General features: G+C 57.4%; 18 protein-coding genes and 1 other RNA gene. 5 read left to right on the top strand and 14 right to left on the bottom strand.

What is annotated here, in order from left to right; translation table 11 throughout:
• Positions 1–202: 202 nt before the first annotated feature.
• The 14 genes from QUE75_RS09390 to QUE75_RS09325 all read right to left on the bottom strand — a co-directional run bounded on the left by QUE75_RS09390 (position 203) and on the right by QUE75_RS09325 (position 12633).
• Complete coding sequence (locus QUE75_RS09390) at positions 203–1381, bottom strand: vWA domain-containing protein (RefSeq protein WP_061331102.1); 1179 nt, start codon at positions 1379–1381, stop codon at positions 203–205.
• Positions 1382–1403: 22 nt separating this feature from the next.
• Positions 1404–2246, bottom strand: a complete 843-nt coding sequence (locus tag QUE75_RS09385; RefSeq protein WP_286255383.1) for an AAA family ATPase — start codon at positions 2244–2246, stop codon at positions 1404–1406.
• A gap of 18 nt (positions 2247–2264) precedes the next feature.
• On the bottom strand, positions 2265–4304 hold the full coding sequence (locus QUE75_RS09380; RefSeq protein ID WP_286255381.1) for a VWA domain-containing protein: 2040 nt from the start codon (positions 4302–4304) through the stop codon (positions 2265–2267).
• Between the two features lie 40 nt (positions 4305–4344).
• The gene (locus QUE75_RS09375; RefSeq protein WP_061331099.1) at positions 4345–4689 is read right to left on the bottom strand and encodes a hypothetical protein; all 345 of its coding nucleotides are present in this window, start codon (positions 4687–4689) and stop codon (positions 4345–4347) included.
• Positions 4689–5135 carry a YcgN family cysteine cluster protein gene (locus tag QUE75_RS09370; RefSeq protein WP_286255379.1) on the bottom strand — a complete coding sequence of 149 codons (447 nt, stop codon included), beginning with the start codon at positions 5133–5135 and terminating at the stop codon, positions 4689–4691. The genes QUE75_RS09375 and QUE75_RS09370 overlap by 1 nt, the downstream gene beginning before the upstream one ends.
• The gene (locus QUE75_RS09365; RefSeq protein ID WP_061331097.1) at positions 5132–5425 is read right to left on the bottom strand and encodes a YcgL domain-containing protein; all 294 of its coding nucleotides are present in this window, start codon (positions 5423–5425) and stop codon (positions 5132–5134) included. The genes QUE75_RS09370 and QUE75_RS09365 overlap by 4 nt, the downstream gene beginning before the upstream one ends.
• Entirely contained in the window at positions 5422–6573 is a 1152-nt protein-coding gene (locus QUE75_RS09360; RefSeq protein ID WP_286255376.1) for a ribonuclease D, read from the bottom strand. The genes QUE75_RS09365 and QUE75_RS09360 overlap by 4 nt, the downstream gene beginning before the upstream one ends.
• Before the next feature lie 16 nt (positions 6574–6589).
• Positions 6590–7192, bottom strand: coding sequence for a recombination mediator RecR (recR, locus tag QUE75_RS09355; protein ID WP_138436283.1), 603 nt, complete (start codon positions 7190–7192; stop codon positions 6590–6592).
• A gap of 38 nt (positions 7193–7230) precedes the next feature.
• A complete protein-coding gene (locus tag QUE75_RS09350) occupies positions 7231–7554 on the bottom strand; it encodes a YbaB/EbfC family nucleoid-associated protein (protein ID WP_011785097.1) in 324 nt (107 codons plus the stop codon).
• Positions 7555–7558: 4 nt separating this feature from the next.
• The gene (gene dnaX, locus QUE75_RS09345) at positions 7559–9415 is read right to left on the bottom strand and encodes a DNA polymerase III subunit gamma/tau (RefSeq protein ID WP_286255371.1); all 1857 of its coding nucleotides are present in this window, start codon (positions 9413–9415) and stop codon (positions 7559–7561) included.
• A 72-nt stretch (positions 9416–9487) separates the two neighbouring features.
• Positions 9488–10519, bottom strand: a complete 1032-nt coding sequence (locus QUE75_RS09340) for a lipase secretion chaperone (protein ID WP_286255368.1) — start codon at positions 10517–10519, stop codon at positions 9488–9490.
• Between the two features lie 45 nt (positions 10520–10564).
• Positions 10565–11494: an esterase/lipase family protein gene (locus QUE75_RS09335; RefSeq protein WP_138436286.1), complete on the bottom strand. Its 930-nt coding sequence runs from the start codon at positions 11492–11494 to the stop codon at positions 10565–10567.
• A gap of 199 nt (positions 11495–11693) precedes the next feature.
• Positions 11694–11790, bottom strand: an RNA gene (gene ffs / locus QUE75_RS09330) — signal recognition particle sRNA small type.
• 81 nt (positions 11791–11871) lie between these two features.
• The gene (locus QUE75_RS09325; protein ID WP_286255365.1) at positions 11872–12633 is read right to left on the bottom strand and encodes a 2OG-Fe(II) oxygenase; all 762 of its coding nucleotides are present in this window, start codon (positions 12631–12633) and stop codon (positions 11872–11874) included.
• Positions 12634–12756: 123 nt separating this feature from the next.
• On the opposite strand from QUE75_RS09325, the gene QUE75_RS09320 reads away from it, so the two are divergent.
• The 5 genes from QUE75_RS09320 (at position 12757) to prsR (ending at position 19219) form a co-directional block, all read left to right on the top strand.
• Positions 12757–13677, top strand: a complete 921-nt coding sequence (locus tag QUE75_RS09320; protein ID WP_286255363.1) for a D-hexose-6-phosphate mutarotase — start codon at positions 12757–12759, stop codon at positions 13675–13677.
• Between the two features lie 39 nt (positions 13678–13716).
• Positions 13717–14532, top strand: a complete 816-nt coding sequence (locus QUE75_RS09315) for a lysophospholipid acyltransferase family protein (protein ID WP_286255361.1) — start codon at positions 13717–13719, stop codon at positions 14530–14532.
• The gene (locus QUE75_RS09310; RefSeq protein WP_152438047.1) at positions 14532–15479 is read left to right on the top strand and encodes an SDR family oxidoreductase; all 948 of its coding nucleotides are present in this window, start codon (positions 14532–14534) and stop codon (positions 15477–15479) included. Before QUE75_RS09315 ends, QUE75_RS09310 begins: the two co-directional genes overlap by 1 nt.
• Before the next feature lie 98 nt (positions 15480–15577).
• The gene (gene prsK / locus QUE75_RS09305) at positions 15578–17713 is read left to right on the top strand and encodes an XrtA/PEP-CTERM system histidine kinase PrsK (RefSeq protein ID WP_286255359.1); all 2136 of its coding nucleotides are present in this window, start codon (positions 15578–15580) and stop codon (positions 17711–17713) included.
• 183 nt (positions 17714–17896) lie between these two features.
• Positions 17897–19219, top strand: a complete 1323-nt coding sequence (gene prsR, locus QUE75_RS09300; protein ID WP_286255654.1) for a PEP-CTERM-box response regulator transcription factor — start codon at positions 17897–17899, stop codon at positions 19217–19219.
• The last annotated feature ends 44 nt before the right edge of the window (positions 19220–19263 follow it).

The following is a 19263-nucleotide window of genomic DNA, read 5'->3' as shown; positions in this document are numbered from 1 at the left end:
AGGCGGGAGCGGGAAAGACCGGTCGACATGACCGAGCAAAAAAAGTAACTAATTGATAATTATAAACTAATTTCGGGTGGCCCAAGGCTTGCTACGGGGAAATCGGCGGGAGCGCCTTCTGGCAACCCCCGCTTGAATATGCCGAGCTTTGCCGATGCCCTCAACCGCATCGGCTTTTTTTATCCGCCCACCTCGATCCGAACTACTTGCTCAGGTGTTTCATGGCGGATTCAAGCCCCTCAATGGTCAGAGGGTACATATGATTATTGACCAATTGTTTGGTTATGCCCAGCGAACCACCGCTACCCCAGTAACTTTCCGGTAGCGGGTTCAGCCAAACCACCTTGCGGAAATGCTCCGACACCCGCTGGAACCAGGTAGCGCCAGCTTCTTCGTTCCAGTGCTCAATGGATCCACCCGGATGCGTTATCTCATAAGGTGCCATGGTGGCGTCCCCAACAAAAATAACCTTATAGTCCGGAGTGTACTTGTGCAGGATGTCCCAGGTGCTCAGGGTCTCATTCATGCGGCGAATATTGTTCTTCCACACACTCTCATAGATAAAATTGTGGAAATAGAAATACTCCATGTGCTTGAACTCGAGCCTGGCGGCGGAGAACAGCTCTTCACATACTTTGACGTGCGGGTCCATGGAGCCGCCGACGTCGAAGAAGATCAGAACCTTCACCGCGTTGTGCCGCTCTGGCACCATTTTCAGATCCAGGTAGCCGGCGTTGCGGGCGGTGGAACGGATGGTGTCGTCCATATCCAGTTGATCTGCCGCACCCTGTCGAGCGAATTTACGCAACCGACGCAGCGCCACCTTTATATTCCGTAGCCCCAGGGTGATGCTGTCGTCCAGATCACGGTATTCCCGTTTCTCCCAGACCTTGACGGCCCGGCCATGGCGACCGTTCTTCTGGCCAATGCGGAAGCCCTCAGGATTGTAGCCATTGGCGCCAAAGGGTGAAGTTCCGCCGGTACCGATCCATTTATTGCCACCGGCGTGGCGCTCGTTCTGCTCTTCCATGCGCTTCTTGAAAGTTTCAATCAACTCTTCAAGGCCGCCCAGAGACTCAATCTTGGCTTTTTCTTCTTCGGTGAGGTGCTTCTCGAACTCGGCCCTTAGCCAGTCATCGGGAATCAGGGCTTCGAGCAGATCATCAAGGTTCTCGATGCCTTCAAAATACGCCTTGAAGGCCCGGTCAAACTTGTCGAAGTGCCTTTCGTCTTTCACCAGGCACACCCGTGCCAGGTAATAGAACTCCTCCATGTCTGCGAACGCCAGACGCTGCTGGATAGCTTCCAGCAGGTCAAGGAACTCTCGCAGACTGGCCGGAACCTTGGCCCGGCGCACTTCGAGGAAAAAATCGATCAACATAAAGCGAAACTCTTGCCAGAGATCAGTTGCGGCGACGTGCCATAAACGCCAGCTTCTGCAGCAGGTGCACGTCCTGCTCGTTCTTCACCAGGGCACCATACAGAGGCGGCAGCGCAGAGCTGCTGTCTTTCTCCTGCAGCGCCTTGGCAGACAGCTCATCGGCCATCAGCAGTTTCAGCCAGTCAATCAGCTCGGAGGTGGACGGCTTTTTCTTCAGACCAGGCACCTTGCGGACATCAAAGAACACCTCCAGGGCATCGCGCACAACCTGTTGCTGGAGGCCCGGGAAGTGCACATCCACAATGTCTTTCATGGTGTCGTGGTCCGGGAAGCTGATGTAATGGAAGAAGCAGCGGCGCAGGAAGGCATCCGGCAGTTCTTTCTCGTTGTTACTGGTGATGACCACAATGGGGCGCTTCTTCGCTTTCACGAACTCCTGGGTTTCGTATACGAAGAACTCCATGCGGTCGAGTTCCAGCAGCAGGTCGTTCGGGAATTCAATATCGGCCTTGTCGATTTCATCGATCAGCAGCACCACCTGCTCATCGGCCTCGAAGGCTTCCCAGAGCTTACCCTTGATGATGTAGTTGCGGATGTCCTTGACCTTTTCATCGCCCAGTTGGGAATCGCGAAGGCGGGATACCGCATCATACTCGTACAGTCCCTGTTGGGCCTTGGTGGTGGATTTGATGTGCCAGGGAATCAGACGTATACCCAGGGCGGCAGCCATTTCTTCCGCCAGCAGGGTTTTTCCGGTGCCGGGCTCGCCTTTGATCAGCAACGGGCGCTGGAGCGCGATTGCTGCGTTTACAGCCATCTGCAGGTCATCGGTGGCTACGTATTTATCGGTACCGGTAAACTTCATGTGTCTGTTTCCTGTTGGTTACTTTTTCTGATCTTCGTCGTCTTTTTCGGTGTCGTCGGCCTCGGACTTGTCCGTGGCCTCGTCATCCGCTTCTGATTCGTCCAGGTCTGGCAGATCATCGAACTCAGATAAGTCAAAGTCTTCAAGACCAAACTCATCATCATCGTCTTCCTCTGGCTCTAGCTCTGGCTCTGGCTCTGGCTCTGGCTCTGGCTCTGGCTCTGGCTCTGGATCAGTCTCGGCCAAAGTCTCATCGTCTTCCGGCTCTTCGTTAACCGCATCATCGGCAACGGGAATCTGGTCATCTTCCGTTTCCGGAACCTCATCGCGTTCAAGCGATTCGGTCATGTCCGGGATATCCTCGGGCTCCGGCGTTTCATCCGGTTCGCTGTCTGACACAGCTGCTGCCACCACAGGGATCTCCGGCTCCTCCTCCGGCAGATCCTCCAGGGTCTCTCTCTCCGCTGCGGCGGCCTGCTCAGCCTCGGCAATGGACTTTTTCTGGCGCCAGGCGAAAAGCCCCAGCCCGATAATGACCACCAGTAAGGCTGCACCCGCTCCAAATGCCCAGACCGGTATTCCCCACAAAGTGCCTTTTTCCGGTACGTGAACCGGTTCCGGTTGTGGCTCCGAGGGAGCTTCTGCTTGTTCAGGCTCAGGCTCAGGCATTGGTTCGGGGTCTGCGACAGGCGCCGGCACCTCGACCGGTTCTGGCTCAGCCCGCGCCTCGGGCTCAACCCGTTCACTGAGGTCGGGTACCAGGGGCTCAGACACCACGGCCAGCTCAGGTTCCTCACCCGGCAATGTAAAAGCGGTCATTGCACTGAATTTCCGGGAGAATGTACCGCCGTCTGCCACCACATCAATCTGATACCGCCCGGGAGCAGGCAGCCGCGTCACGGTATCCCGATACACGCCATCTTCCGGAGGCTGGTCGCCAGACAGCACCTTGGTGCCCCGCCGGCCATCATTGGCGGTGATCGACAGGCTTACCTGCATCACACCCAGAAAATCCCGATTCCTGATCTTCTCGGATTCCTCGAAAAACACGACCTCCAGATTGAACGGCGTTTCTTCCGAGAATTCTGATGGCACCTCACTCACGGCCATGCGCAAGTCACTGACAACGGTCACCCGGCTACCTTGGCCGAGGTCTCCAACAATACGCCATCGCCCGGCGGCCGGTTCAGTTACGGTAATCAGGTCGTAACCCGGCTCCACGGCCCACCGCACGTTGTCTGGCAGATTATTGGCCGTGAACGGCTCGCCATCCGGCTCAGAGAGGGCCAGGCTTCGTGCTTCGGCGTCAGAGCCGCCCGTGAAGATCAAAGCGGTAAATTCCCGGACGCCAGCATCCACCGCAAAGCCATCGCCCTCAATGGGAATCTGTTCTTGCGGTACGGCCGTGTTCAGGGCATCCGCAAACGCCAGGTTGAGCGCTTCAGCGGTTTTGGCCAGTTGAAAGCTGCCGCCGGTTTCCCGGGCCAGGCGCTGCAGAAAGGTGATGTCTGCCAACTCCGACAGGCCGACAGTATGGATAGTGGCGCCTTTGGCTTTCAGGGAAGGCAGCAGGGTTTCAAGGATACGCCGCTCCTCTTCACGGCTGGCAGCCTCTCCGCCCGGAATATCAACCTTGCCGTCACTCAGAAGAATCAGGTGGGTGTTTTCCAGTGTTCCGCCAGACAACCAGTCGTCGCTGGCCTTTTCCATAGCCAGCCCGAGATTGGTATAGAGGGCCACGGAATTGATCTGCTCGGAACGCTCTATCACCCTGTTACGCCAGGCGTCATCAACAGTGGCGTGGGGTACCAGCATGTTGACATATTGGCCAAAGGTCCAGACACCGGCTTCGGCACCCGCTGGCAGCATCCGAGCCAACAAGCGTACCGCCGGCCGGCGAAGGTTCTCCGGGTCGGTTTCCTTCATAGAGCCGGAGATATCAACAATGATGCGCACGTCGGCCTGCTCGGGTAATGTCAGACCTGAATCCTGGGCACTGGAATGCGCTGGCACAAAACTGGCCAACACCAGCATGAGGATTACCTGAACTCGCTTCATAGCTACCCTTACCTGTCTGATATTTCGCACGTTCTTGGAGTTATTTGCGCACCAGCCGATACCGGACAAGATCCAGAATCCAGACCAACAACATCACCAGAGCGGCAATGCTGAAATTCAGCAGTGCCCTGCCCGCCGCGTCGGCGTCTCCCAGAATAAGTTCGTAACCGGCGAACAACCAGGCGGGAATCCACCAGCCTGCAAGCTCTGCGGACTCTACGGGCGTCAGAAATAAAACAACCAGGGCCGACAGCAGCAACGTCCGCACACCATAGAATGGCAGTATCCGAAACAGCGCTTTCATCATGTAGAACAACACAACGAAAGCGACTGCGTAGGCCGCCCAGAAAATTCCGTAAGCTAGTGAAGCATCAGTATCGATCATTACAGAACCCAGTGAATAATGTGGTCTTCCCAATCCTCTTCCGGCACGCCGTCCTGAGAGACGACTTTGCCTTTTACCGAAACCCCGGCGCGATGCACGGATTCAGGATCACCGGATCGCAAGGGGTGCCAGTCCGCAAGGGGCCGGCCTTCCGCCAACGTTCGGTAAGCACAGGTGTACGGTAACCAGTGGTAGTCTGATACCGTTTCCGGTGTCAGAACCGTACAACCCGGAACTTTCTTCAGCCGGTCAGAATACACGGTACAACGGCAGGTTTGCGTATCCATGTAACCGCAGACCAGGTCGGTGTGGTACACCTCGCCGGTGTCTTCGTCTTCAAGCTTCTGCAGGCAACAAAGCCCGCAGCCATCACACAGAGATTCCCACTCTGACCGGGTCATTTCGTTCAGGTGCTTACGCTGCCAGAAGGGAATCTCTGCAATCATTGTCCACGCTGCTCGATTTTTCGCCGAAAATCAACAATATAAGTTTCCTGCTCTTCCGGCATCTGCAGAAAGAAATCCTTCTCGGCCAACGCCTCCAGCACTTCTTTACCGGTGGTCCTGGCGAGCTTTTTGTCTGGGCTCAACAGCAGATCCATGGCGTGAACCGGCTGCCCGAAGATCGAACGCAAAGCCTCCGGGAGATCATCCCAAACCTGGCCACGGCGAACATAGATGTAGGTATCGCTTTTTTTACTGCTGCGAAACACCGATACAAATTCACGGTCTTTCATTGTACGAGAAGCTCCTCAATTTCCGGGACAACCGGCGCCAGTATATCCCTGCGCCAGCCTTCAAAAAACGGATTACCTGCCATGGTGCCCTCTTCAATAACGCCTTCAAGGCGTTTTCTTGGCGCCAGCAATTCAATTGGTATATCAGTATCTTCTGCCACTTTTCTGAAGCAACGCTTAACCTTTTTGAACAGCGCTTGCTGATCTCGGGTCAGCGGCCTGGGTATGGGCTTCAGATCAGTGTGGTCAGCTTCTCTGGCACCCCGAACCAATTCCAGCAGGTGTTCACCATAACGCTTTACAATGCCGCCCGGAACGCCCTGGACATCATTGAGGGCTCTGAGCGAGCCAGGGCAGCGCTCGGCAATGGCTATCAGCAAGCCATCATTCAACACTCGGTTTCGGGGGCGATCCAACCGCCGGCACTCCTGTTCCCGCCACACCACCAAGGCCTGCAGAACCGCCTGCTGTTCCCGATTCAGTGTCCAGCCACCACGAAGTTTCAGGTAGTGTTGCCCGGCGTCCTCCAGGCTGGCCGCTTCATCCGCAAAGCGCTGTGACTCGTCGGCCATAGCCTGTTCCAGCCCGCGCTCGCGCAAGCCGTGGCAGACCCACTCATACACCGGTTGCAAAAAACGGATATCATCCAGGGCATAGCGCTCCTGTTCCGGGCTCAATGGCCTGGCCACCCAGTCGGACCGGGTAACGGATTTATCCAGGGTTTCGCCGAACAGGGTTTCCACCAGGCGGGCATAACCCACGGAAAACCCGGCACCGGCCAGTGCCGCGCCAATCTGGAGGTCCAACACACCTTTAGGCATCACATCCAGCCAATGCCGGAACAGCTCAAGATCTTCGCTCATGGCGTATAACAGCTTTGGTCGCTGGCTATCCGCCAACATCTCCCGAAACCGTTCGGAGGCCTCGGCTACGTCCGGATCAATCAGCCAGAACTCACCGCCGCCACCCAGCTGCACCAGACCGGGAATGGGATAGAAGGTAGAGACTCGCTCAAATTCTGTGTCCAGCACCACCGGTACCCCGGGCTCGAGGGCGTCCAGCCAGTTGTCCAGGGTATCTGGCTCGCGAATCCAGCGAACAGTGTCAGGGGCCGGGGGAATGGTAACGGCCGGTGCGGAAAGAGTCATGGAGGAACCTGAGACGTTATTCAGACAGGGGCTTTCGGCCCCGGAATGCATGGGTAAGTGTGAAGCCGTCTACATAGCCCAGCTCGCCACCCACCGGAATGCCATGGGCCAGACGGGTGATCAGGATATTCTGGCCATCCAGGCGGTCAGCGATGTAGTGGGCAGTTGCCTCGCCTTCGACGGTGGGATTGGTCGCCAGGATCAGTTCAGTCACACCCTCTTCGCGTACCCGCTGTAGCAACCGTTCAATACCAATTTCTTCCGGGCCTACGCCATCAATCGGCGACAAATGCCCCATCAGCACGAAATAACCACCCCGATAATCCCCGGCCTGTTCGATGGCGAGCAGATCGGAAGGGCTTTCCACAACGCACAGGGTGCCGGTGCGTCTTTCCGGCTTCTCGCATATGTTGCAGATTTCGGTGTCAGAAAAGTTCTGACAGCTGTCGCATCGACGCACGCCATCCATCGCCTGGCTCAGGGCACTGGCCAGCCGGGTGCCACCAGAGCGGCCCCGCTCCAGCAGATGAAATGCCATGCGCTGTGCTGTTTTCTGACCAACTCCGGGCAAGCACCGGAGAGATTCAACCAATTCATCAACCAGGGGGCTGAATGCCATGAACGCTCCTCAAAGACTATGGCGGGCCGGGGCCAGGTTCAGAACGGCATCTTGAATCCGGGGGGCATACCCATTCCGGACATCATGCCAGACATCTTGTCTTTCTGATTTGCCTCAACACGGCGAACAGCATCGTTAACGGCCGCTGCCAACAGATCTTCAAGGATCTCTTTGTCTTCAGACAGCAGCGACGGATCAATGTCTACCTTGCGAACGTCGTGGCGACCGTTCATGGTCACTTTGACCAGGCCGGCGCCGGACTCGCCTGTGACTTCCGCCTTGGCAATCTCCTCCTGGGCCTTCTGCATCTGCTCCTGCATCTGCTGCGCCTTTTTCATCAGGTCGCCCATGTTATTCATCATCTGTTCATCTCCTGCCTGTCTCGATGGGGCGGATGCTTTCTTCAACCACGCGCCCTTCAAATCGTTCAACAATACTTTTTACCACCGGGTCCTGACGGATCGCTTGCTCTGCCGCTTTCTGCCTGGCTGCCCGTTGCCGTTCTTCCCAGGCGGCCGGGGTGTGAAGCCCTGGCTCACCCTGCTCTATTCTCAGTGAAGTGGCATCACCGAAGCGAGATCTCAAGGCCGCCAGGATTTTTTCTTCATGGCGAGCATTCAGCAGCCGGGCGTGGCCTTCATCAAGCGTTAACACCACGGTTTGACCGTCCATCGCCATGGCACTGTAGCTGGCGAGGTTACCGGGCATGCCAGTAATCTCCAACTGGCGAAAATCCCGTTCCCACACAAATCCGTCCGCGGTTACCGGCTCCTGATTTTCGACAACAGGCTCAACATACGGTTCCACCGGACCTTGCGGTTGGCCTTCTTCAAGAACCGGACTTTTCGCGGGCTCTGGTGCCATCTCGCTGGCAAACGCCTCGGGTTCTTCACGCTCCAGGCTCAAGGCCGGGTCGCCGGGCTCTGGATCCCAGGGGGGCGATTCCATCAGGGGTGGCGCAGGCTCTGGTTCTGGCTGTGGTTGCGGCACTGGCTCAGGGTTCTGCTCGGGCGCCTGCGTTTGTTCAGCGTCGGGCTCGGGCTTAGAGCTCTGAACCGCCGCAGGGTCAGGTTCCGGTTCGGCGCGCGCCTGACCCTCATTGCCACCAGAGGCAATGCTTGGCGGCTCACGGCGATCAGCCCCCGGCCGGAAAGCCAGCATCCGGAGCAGGGTCATTTCAAATCCCATACGGGCATCCGGCGTGACCGCCAGATCTTTCCGACCCATCAACGCCGCCTGATAGAACAGCTGGGCGTCTTCCGCGCTCAACTGCTTTGCCAGTGACTGAACCTGAGCGGCATCGCCCAGGGCATTGTCGGCACTGCCCGGTACTACCTGTTCCATGGTGACCCGGTGAAAAAGTGATAGCAGATCCGCCAGAATGACCGCGTAATCCGGCGCAAAATCTGAAATGCGGCTGATCTCCGCCAGCAGACCGGGGCCATCCCGCTCGACCAGCGTTGTAACGATGCGTTCAATGTCACGCTGGTCAATGGTGCCCAGCATATTGCTGACATCACTGGCAGCCAGATTCTGGTTGCCGAAGGCGATCGCCTGGTCAGTCAGACTCAGGGCATCACGCATGCTGCCGTCCGCCGCCCGGGCAAGCAGCCAGAGCGCAGGCTCCTCAAAGGGAATCTGCTCTTCGGTCAGTACGTGCTTGAGGTGGCCTACGATGTGCTCCGGTGTCATCCGCTTCAGGTTGAACTGCAAACAACGGGATAGCACCGTCACCGGCAGTTTCTGGGGATCGGTCGTAGCCAGAAGGAATTTCACGTGCTCGGGCGGCTCTTCCAGGGTCTTCAGGAAGGCGTTGAAGGACTGGTTGGTGAGCATGTGTACCTCATCGATGAGGTACACCTTGTAGCGGCCGCGACTGGGGGCGTACTGAACGTTGTCTGTCAGTTCACGCATGTCGTCAACACCGGTGCGGGAGGCCGCATCGATCTCGATCAGGTCAACAAACCGCCCTTCCAGGATTTCCTGACAACTACCACACTTGCCACACGGATTGGCGGTGATGCCTGTTTCGCAGTTAAGGCAACGGGCCAGCAATCGCCCGATGGTGGTTTTACCCACGCCCCGGGTGCCGGTAAACAGGTAGGCGTGATGCAGCCTCTGGTGCTCAAGCGCATGCACCAATGCCTGTAGCACATGCTCCTGGCCCACCATGTCCTCAAAGGTGCGGGGGCGCCATTTTCGGGCTAAAACCTGATAGCTCATGATCCTTCAACTGCTGCTATAAACCGGCGCTAACAATAGCATGTAGCCGGGGCCAGAAGAAGGATGATCTGTTCACGCATCGTCATCCCCGGCCCGGTCAAGGGCACTGATTCGCCTACGCTCATGTTCCGCTTCAAACATCCGGACCCGCAGCGCCTCAACCTCTGCCTGCTGGTCTTCGGCGGTCAGCCCACCGGCCTGGTCGATCAGCGCCTTCTGGCGCCGATACTCAGCCACCCGGCTTTGCCACTGGGCCCGCTGTTCGTCCAATTGGCTCAGCCTTTGCGTCGCTTCCGGGCCGTAGGCTTCCAGCCGCACCGCGCGCACTTCCTCTTCTGAGGCGCCCTGCTCTCGCATTTCGCTGACCCTCAGGCTGGTGGACACCACCGCTTCTGAGCGGCGGCGAGTTTGAACCGAAAACTCCGGCAACAGCTGATCAACCTGCGCCAATGCCTGGTCACGCTCGTGGCCGCTCAGGCTTTCATCCGCCAGAATACGCTGCCGGTCAAGCATCAATCTGAGGCGTGCTTCCTCTGCTCCAAAGAATCCTTCAGCTACATCCGGGCCCAAATGCTTCCGTCGCAGGTCCTGCAGTTCGTCCAGAACCGCCTGCAAATCCTCCACGTTGCCACTACGCCTCACGGCCAGTGCTTCCGAAGCACCCCGGTAGGCAAGGTAATTATCCAGAATCTCGAGCACTTCCAGCTGCACCGGGGCCGATATGCCGCGCCGGCGCATCTCTGCCGCCAGCCTCTGCCTCAGTGCTTCGCCGTGGACCTGGTCACCGGTTAGACCAATGTAGAAATCCAGAAAACGCCGCAATGACGGATCCAGCACCAGGTTTCCGTTCATATCCACCCGAACACTGCCATCAACCTCGATGTCGGATATCCTCTCATCACGGGGTAACGGCGGCACGCTATCTCCAGCGGAGGAACTTCCAGCTACTTCTTCAGGCAGTGCAACGGAACGCCCTGCAGTCTGCTGGCCAACGTTCTCGATGCTCGCACCCGGCAAGCCCTGCCCACCATCAGCAAACAGCCAAAAACCGGCCACAACGGCGAGCAAAGCCCCGAGTGCGAAAATCCCAACTCTGTGTACCACGGTCTCGCTCCAGGGCGGGCCCGGAGGCCCGCCAACAGGTTGGAATTAAAGTCCCAGATTTTTCAGCCGGTTCGCCTGCTGGCGATACAGCTGCACCGGGCTTGCCACGAAGGGGCCTACCAGACCAAAAATCTGGTTCACCTCATCCAGGTGGTTGTGCCGATAATCCACACCCAGCACCTTACCCAGCTTCATGCTGCAGGCGGGCACCAGGCCGTCGTGGGGCTCATTGAAAAGCGGGCTCATGGTCGCCAGCAAGAGATCGCTGGGGTCGAGCAGATTGGTCACTACCCTGTTGCCACCCCAGGAGTAATACCGCACCCCATTGGCCACTTCAGCGCCATCATCACCGCAGTAACTGGACGGCATACCTGCGGGAAACTGGGCATTGAATGCCAGGGAGCCTTCGGTGCTGAGCGAATGGATGGCTGCACTGGTATCCTGCGGCAAACCGCCTCCGCCAGACAGAGTATCAATCAACCCGAAGAACCAGTTTCCGAGTCCATCCAGATCTACGCCACTGGCAGCATCGGCCACCGGTGTACCCCAGTTAACACCACCAACACTGGCCACGGACGCCACCAGGTCAGGCCGCACCCCAGCCACGTAGCGCACCGTGGGCCCACCATGACTGTGACCAATAAGGTGAACTTTCTCAGCGCCGGATACCGCCAGGTATTCTTCGATCTGGGCAAGGAGTTGCTCGCCACGAACTTCCGTGGAATTGGCAGCAGACACCTGGGGCACAAAGACTTCCGCACCGCCTTCAGCCAGGGCATCGGGAATTCCGTTGTGGTACTCCACAAAGCCCAGCAGTTTGTTGAAACCAGAAAGCCCGTGCACCAGCACGATTGGGTATCTGGTTTCGGTGTAGGTATCCTTTTTACTGAACCACCATGCGGAGGCTGGCTGGGCTGTCAATGCAGCCGCCAGCACGCCCGCTGTTACGAGCGATGTTGTTTTGGCACTTTTCATAGCTTTCCCTTTTTGTCTTTGTTTTGGTCGGGCAACAGCAAAATACCGCTTGGGTAGCATGCCAAAAACACAATAGACAGGGAGAAGTGCCAACCGGGCCACAAGGTAACTCAGCGTGAACCAGCTCACAGAACCAAAGAGGAAAAACCGACAATTGCGACAGGGAGCGAGAAAACAAGGAGGGAAAATCTGGGGGTGACCCCATCAGCAATCCCCCGGCACACACATCCACCGCTTCGGCTGCTCCCTTCCGGGCCTGACCGGGTTCACGGTTTCATGTTGCGGGGGCACCAATGGGGCCACCATAACGGCGTTCCGGGACTTTTACCCCGAAAGCGGCGCGCATATTATCAGAAGGGTATAAGGACTACAACGGCCTAAAGCGGCAAGGGCACTTCATCCTGCCGAAACCAGCAGGCAATGCTATAACGGGTTCGCCTTGCCGGCAGCACCTCATGGGGCACTTCCTCGCTCAGGAAGAGCGCGGCACGGCCAGCTTCCGGGCACACAAGGCCAATCGCCCTATCCTCTTCCTGTGGGCTGAACACCTGCAATTCGCCGCCGTCTTCCAGGCCCCAGTCGTCATTCAGGTAAAGCACCAGGCTGATCATCCGGGACGCCCGCCCGCGAAAGCTGTCGAGGTGGCACTTGTAAAAGTCGCCGGCCTGATAAGTCGCATAATGCGCTTCATAGCGCTTCAGCCCGAGAAACAGCCTTTTATTGAGGCCAGCCATCAACTGGTCCAGAAACCTGAAAAGACTTGCCTGCGGTTCGGTAAACCCTTCCAGCCAGGCAATACTGTCTCGCCGAACGCTGCGATCCTTCACCAGATCCGCTCCACGCCCGATACCAGCCCGGCTCATCGCTTCGGTGCGTTCGAGAATCTTCACCTCCTTGAGCAGGGCCGGCACCAAGCCCTCCGGCAGGCGATCAGCAAGATCCAGCTCCAGCCAGGCGTGCTCGCTCAAGCCATCCGCTAACTGATCCAGCCACCGTGCGTCAACGCGATCAACATCGTGCGCGCCCGCAGTACCCGCCAGCGAGCCCTCGCCCACTACCTGGTCGAAATGTCCCTGGCCATGTTCGAGCCGAGGCTCCGGCAGTGGAACAATAACCGCGCTCTGGCTATCAGAATCCATCAATACACCCCCTGAATTTTAGGCTATTGTATGATCAAACTCGCCGGCGCGGCGGATTTAATTTACTCTCTTGGTAAGCAGATACCCATAAGGAAGTCATCGCAAAGGAAGTCGTCGCACGCCATGTCTGAAAGCAGTAACAAACCACCGGTCTCGGTTACACCGGGGCAATGGTCGTTCACCCGCTGGCAAACCATCGGCCAGCTTGAGGCCCTGGAGGTGCATCATCCTCTGTTTCAGGCCACTATTTTTCTTCAAGGCGCACACCTGACTCACTTTTCTCCGCGGGACCAGAACAATTGGCTTTGGCTGAGTGAGCTGGCCAAATTCCAACCGGGCCGGGCAATCCGGGGTGGCATTCCAATTTGCTGGCCCTGGTTTGGCGACCCGGCCAAAAACCCGCCGGAAATCCGCAAGCGGGTTCATGAACCGACTGCACACGGTTTCGCCCGTACAGCCCTTTGGCGCCTGGAGGATGTACGCGAGAGTGCCCATGAAGTGGAAATCAGCCTGTCGCTGAATGCCAACGAGGATTTCGCCGAGCAATGGGATGGTCACGCACTGGTGCTGGCCACGTTCAGTTTCTCGGTCAGGGGGTGCCAGGTTGCGCTGACCACCACCAACCTCTCACGCCAGCCAATGGCGTTCAGCCAGGCCCTGCACACCTATTTGCCAACCGCTGACATCAGCCGCACCCGTGTGCTTGGCCTTGGCAACAGTCAGTACATAGACACTCTGAAAGACTGGGAGTATTGCACTCAGGAAGGCCCGGTCTATTTCGAGGGTGAGACCGACAGAATCTATGAATCCGGCGAGCCTCTTACAGTGGTGACACCACTTGGCAAACGCAAGCTGACCTCGGTGGGCAGTGACTCGACCGTGGTGTGGAATCCCGGACCGGACAAATCTGCCCGGCTTTCGGACTTCCCCGGCAATGGCTGGCAAAAAATGCTGTGTGTCGAAACAGCCAATGCCGCTGGCGATTATCGGGTGTTGAATGAGGGCCAGAGCCACACTCTGGGCGTACTGATCGGCCGCATCTAACGGCGCCGCAAATCCAAATCCACCAGACAGGGAGCAGGCATGGGCCTGGCATCGTTTCTCAAATCCAGGCTGGTACCAGCCGAACTGGACCAGCAGATAGAGCGAATCCGCAAGCCAATCGGCTCCCTCGGCTACGACCCCTGGGGTTATAACAACGAGGCCATCAAGTACGGCTTCTCCCTTACCCGGCAGATCTACGAGAAGTACTTCCGTGTTCAGGCTTCTGGCGTTGACAATGTGCCCGCCGAAGGCCCGGTTCTAATCATTGCCAACCATTCCGGCCAGCTCCCCCTGGATGGCCTCCTCATCGGCTACGCCCTGGCATCACGAAAAGAAAATCCCCGCATTCCCCGGGCCATGATCGAACGGTTCTTTCCCACCGTGCCCTGGCTAGGCAACCTGCTCAACGAGATGGGCGCCGTTCTTGGGGACCCGGTCAATTGCGCCAAGATGCTGGAAAACAATGAAGCGGTGATCGTCTTCCCCGAAGGGGTTCGCGGCTCCGGCAAACTGTACCGGGATCGTTACCAGCTCAAACGCTTCGGTAACGGCTTCATGCATTTGGCGATGAAATACAACGCGACCATTGTTCCGGTAGGTGTGGTGGGTTGCGAGGAAACCATCCCTGCCATTGCCAATATAAAGCCACTGGCCAACGCACTGGGCGTGCCTTACGTTCCGGTGGCACTGCCCGTGATTCTTCCGGCCAAGGTACACCTGAACTTCGGCCCACCCATGCATTTCGACAACACCGAAATACCGGAAGAACAGGTGACCGAGCGGGTGGAAGCCGTCAAGACTGAAATCAGCCGATTGATCGACAAAGGGCTCAGTGAAAGGAAAAGGCTGTTCTGATGACCACCAAACGCAGACCCCACATCCTCGTGACTGGCGCCGCCGGCGCCCTGGCGCAACAAGTCATCAGCCGCCTCAAGGAAACCTGCGACCTGGTCGCCGTGGATTTCCGTGAGCAGGTGTACCTTGGAGACGACATCCCCAGCTATTGCATCGACTTCAACAAGCGGGTTTTCGAGGATCTGTTCAGGCGATATCAGTTTGACGGCGTGATCCACCTGGGCCGGATACTGTCCAGCCAGCTCACCCGCATGCGCCGCTATAACGCCAACGTGCTGGGCACCCAGAAGCTGCTGGATCTTTCCCAGAAGTACGGTATTCGCCGAGTGATTGTTCTCTCCACCTATCACGTATACGGCGCCGTGGCCTACAACCCGGCCCTGATTGATGAATCCGCCCCCCTCAAAAGCGCGGGCCTGAGCGCGGATCTTGTGGATTCAGTGGAACTGGAGAACCTGGCCAACATTTACCTCTGGCGCTATCCGGAGCTGAACATCACTATTCTTCGGCCATGCAACATCGTGGGCCCCGGTGTGCGAAATTCCATGAGTTCGCTGCTGGGCAGCTCCCGGGCTCCGGTGCTGGCCGGCTTCTCGCCGATGATGCAATTCATCCACATAGACGACATGGCAGATGCCATCGTACTGGCCTGGAACAAACCCGTAAAAGGCGTGTTCAACGTCGCCCCCCAGGATTGGGTAGCCTATCAACAGGCCCTGAAACTCTGCGGATGCCAGCGCATTCCACTGCCATCCATTCCACCAGTCGTTCCCAAGGCGATTTCAAGAATTCTCAACCTCAGGAGCTTCCCGACTTACCTGATGGCGTTCTTCAAGTATCCAGTGGTGATTGATGGCCGAGCCTTTGCCCGGGAATTCGGGTTTACCCCCAAGCGTCAGTTGAAGGATATTTTCCGCTACTATCGGGACAACAAACGGCCAGTGTGAACCAGGCCGGGAAAACGCCGATACCCATAGACGGAACCGGGAATTCAGAGCTACCCTGTACAGAATAAGTACAGAACCCAGGTTCAAGGAAAGACCGAATGCTCAGGGACATCAGCGTGATCAGCTACGGTGCGGCGGCAGCCTTGTTCGCGGTGCTGTCTGTGTTGATCGCTACACGTTATCTGCGAAGGGATCTTGATCGCGCCCTCTTTCTTGCGGCGTTGGTCACCACCTTGTGGGCAAGCACCCTGGTCTCCCAGAGCCTTTGGGGGCACCCCGGCTTTTTCGTTCGTTACCTGCTTGAATTGCTCAGAGATACGGCCTGGATCCTGCTTCTGTTCGCCATGCTGCGGGATGCTTTTCGCCAGGGCAAGCTCGCCAGCCAGCTCAAAAAAGTGCTTGGCGCCTCCCTCTTCATACTGATCGCAACCCTGCTGACCCTGGGCAGCCTTGAATTTATCCTTGGCGTCGCCCTGCTGGATGGAAAAACCAAAGTCATCGGGCAAATCGCCCTGGCCCTGCTCGGGCTGTCACTGGTGGAACAGATCTGGCGCAACGCCCCGGGCTTTGGCCGGTCCTCCATGAAATACCTCTGCATTGGTGTTGCCACCATCTTCACCTTTGACTTCTTCATGTACGCCGATGCCCTGCTGTTCGGCAAAGTCGCCGATTCGTTCTGGAATGCCAGGGGCTTCGTCAACGCTGCGTTAATGCCGCTGTTTGCCGTCAACATTATCAATACCCGCAAACAACCGGTGGATTTCCAGCTTTCTCGCTCAGCGGTATTCCACGTGGGCACCTTCCTGTTCGCCGGCGGATACCTGTTATTCCTTGCTGTTGGGGGCTACTACGTTCGTGCCCTGGGGGGAGCATGGGGTGAGGCCATGCAGGTGCTGTTCATCAGCGTTTCCCTGGCGTTTCTGGTCACCCTGTTATTGTCGAGGCGAATCCGGGCCAAGCTGATGGTGTTCATCAGCCAGAATTTTTTCGACTACAAGTACGATTACCGGAACGAATGGCTGAGAATGACCCGTGAACTGGCCGATTTGAGCAATGATCCTCCCCTGCCCGAGCGCGTGATCCGAATTCTCGCTGGCCTGGTGGAGAGCAACGCTGGCGCCATCTGGCTTCGCAGCGACCAGGGCGACTACCTGCTGAATGCGAGCGTGAACCTCGCCACACCCAAATACACCATTATCGATAGTGATTCGGAACTGGTCCGTTTTTTCACGGATCGGGAATGGATTATTGATCTGAACGAATACCGGTCCGACCCGATACGCTACAACCTGCTCGAGATTCCTGACCCCATCACCAACACCCCAGACGCCTGGCTGATTATTCCCCTGTACCTTGGCAACGAGCTTTACGGCGTTGCCATGGTGGGGCGCCCCTATTCGAAGGTTGAGTTGAACTGGGAAAACTTCGACCTGATCAAAGTGGTAGCCCGACAGACCTGTAACCTGCTCGCCCAGATGGATGCCCAGAACCGCCTCTCGCGGGCCATGCAGTTCGAGGCCGTGAGCAAAGCCTCGGCTTTCATGGTGCACGACCTGAAAACCCTGATTGCGCAGCTGTCGCTGCTGGTCAAAAACGCCCCCAAGCATCGGGACAACCCAGCGTTTATCGACGACATGATCGCCACCACAGACCACGCCGTACGCAAAATGGCCAACCTCGTGGACCACATTCGCAAGCCTTCCAGCCCGGCGGAGGAAAACCGAAGCCCGATAAACCTGACCGAACTGGTCCAGGAGCTGATCGCCCATCACAGCCATCGGGCTCCTGCACCTTCCCTGCAGGGCAGCCCAGACAACATCTTTGTGTCTGCGGATAAAGAACAGCTGCGGAGCGTGCTCGGCCACCTGTTACAGAATGCCCAGGATGCAACCCCGGCAGACGGCGACATATCCATCAACCTTAAAACCGCCAAAGGCAATGTTGTGATCTTCATTCAGGACACCGGCACCGGCATGACCGACGACTTCATCCGCAGCCAGCTGTTCAAGCCGTTCGAGAGCACCAAGGGCCTTACCGGCATGGGAATTGGCGCCTACCAGGCCCGAGAATACATTCAGGAATTAGGCGGCAATATTGATGTCACCAGTGAGCCGGGCGTTGGGTCTTGCTTCTCTGTCAGGATTCCTCTGCTCACGTCTGAAGCCGAAATACGGGCTGCGGGCTCGAGTGCGCCAATTCAGGAAACCGTACAACCACAGAAAACCGTCAACTAATCGTCACCCGAAGGTATTTTTCCGAATCAGCATTGCAAAGTGTCAATGTTCAGTTAAGAATCATAACCATGGAAATGCCGGTTCAGCCAATGGTGGCAGCCGTGCAGTACACAGACCAAAGGATTGAGTGTTGTTGTGAAGCAGCTACTGATTGTAGAAGACGACCCCGGCCTGCAGAGCCAGATGCGCTGGTGTTTCAGCGACGACATTGACGTATCTGTTGCCTCAGATCGTGAGGCCGCGCTCACGGCCCTCCGGCGCCTTGAACCCCAAGTGGTCACCCTGGACCTTGGCCTGCCACCGGACCCAGGCGGAGCCTCCGAAGGCTTTGCCCTGCTGGAAGACATTTTACGCCTGGCACCCATGACCAAAGTGATTGTGGTGACCGGCCGGGAAGACAAAGAAAACGCGGTCAAAGCCATTGGCATGGGCGCGTCTGATTTCTACCAGAAGCCGCTGGACGCCGACATCCTTACCTTCGTGGTCAACCGCGCGTTCCGACTCGCAGAGCTCGAGAAAGAGAACCGTGAACTGGCCGGCCAGGGCAACGGCACCAGTATCAAAGGGATTGTTGCCGCCAGCCCTGAAATGCTCGCTATCTGCCGTACGGTTGAGAAAGTCGCCCCTGCAGACGTTACTACCCTGATTACCGGAGAAACCGGCACTGGCAAGGAACTGCTGGCCAGGGCACTGCACGATCTCAGCCACCGGGCTGACAAACCTTTCGCCGCCATCAACTGCGCCGCCATCCCGGAGAACCTTCTGGAAAGTGAGCTTTTCGGCTTTGAAAAGGGCTCGTTTACCGGAGCGACGCAATCGAAGAAAGGCAAGATTGAAAGTGCCAACGGAGGAACCCTGTTCCTCGATGAGATTGGTGACATGCCCATGGCCCTGCAAGCAAAACTGTTGCGGTTCCTGCAGGAACGGGTGATAGACCGAGTGGGTTCGGTCAAACCCATACCGGTAGACGTCCGGGTGGTCTGTGCAACCCACAGGCACGTTCAGGACCTGATTAGCCAGGGTGAGTTCCGGGAAGACCTTTACTACCGGATCAGTGAAATCACCCTGGATGTGCCAGCCCTGCGGGAACGTGAAGGCGATGCTCTGGTAATAGCCCAGTCGCTGCTGAAAACCCTGGGCAAGCAGCTCGACCGCCCCAACCTGTGTTTCTCCGAAGACGCCGTACAGGCCATTAGCGCCTATGGCTGGCCAGGGAACGTTCGGGAAATGATCAACAAAGTGAAACGGGCCATCATTATGGCTGACGGCAAACGGATTACCGCAGAAGATCTGGTACTTCCTGTCGATAACTGCGAAGCGGACTACCAGCTCAACCTCCGCCAGGTTCGTGAAGCGGCGGAGCGTAAAGCCATCATGCAGGCGCTGACCACAGCGAACTTTAATATGGCGCAGGCGTCGAGACTGCTGGGCGTTACCCGCCCAACGCTCTATAACCTCACAGACAAATACCGGATTGAGACCTCCACCGCGCCAAGCGGTGTGTGACCAACCCCAACGGATTCAGAACAAGACCCCGCGAAAAGGAAGGA

Origin of the sequence: Marinobacter shengliensis, from assembly GCF_030297115.1 — a bacterium.
GTDB lineage: Bacteria > Pseudomonadota > Gammaproteobacteria > Pseudomonadales > Oleiphilaceae > Marinobacter > Marinobacter shengliensis.
The sequence above is the reverse complement of the archived record's forward strand: the minus strand, read 5'-3'. Positions and strand labels throughout refer to the sequence as shown.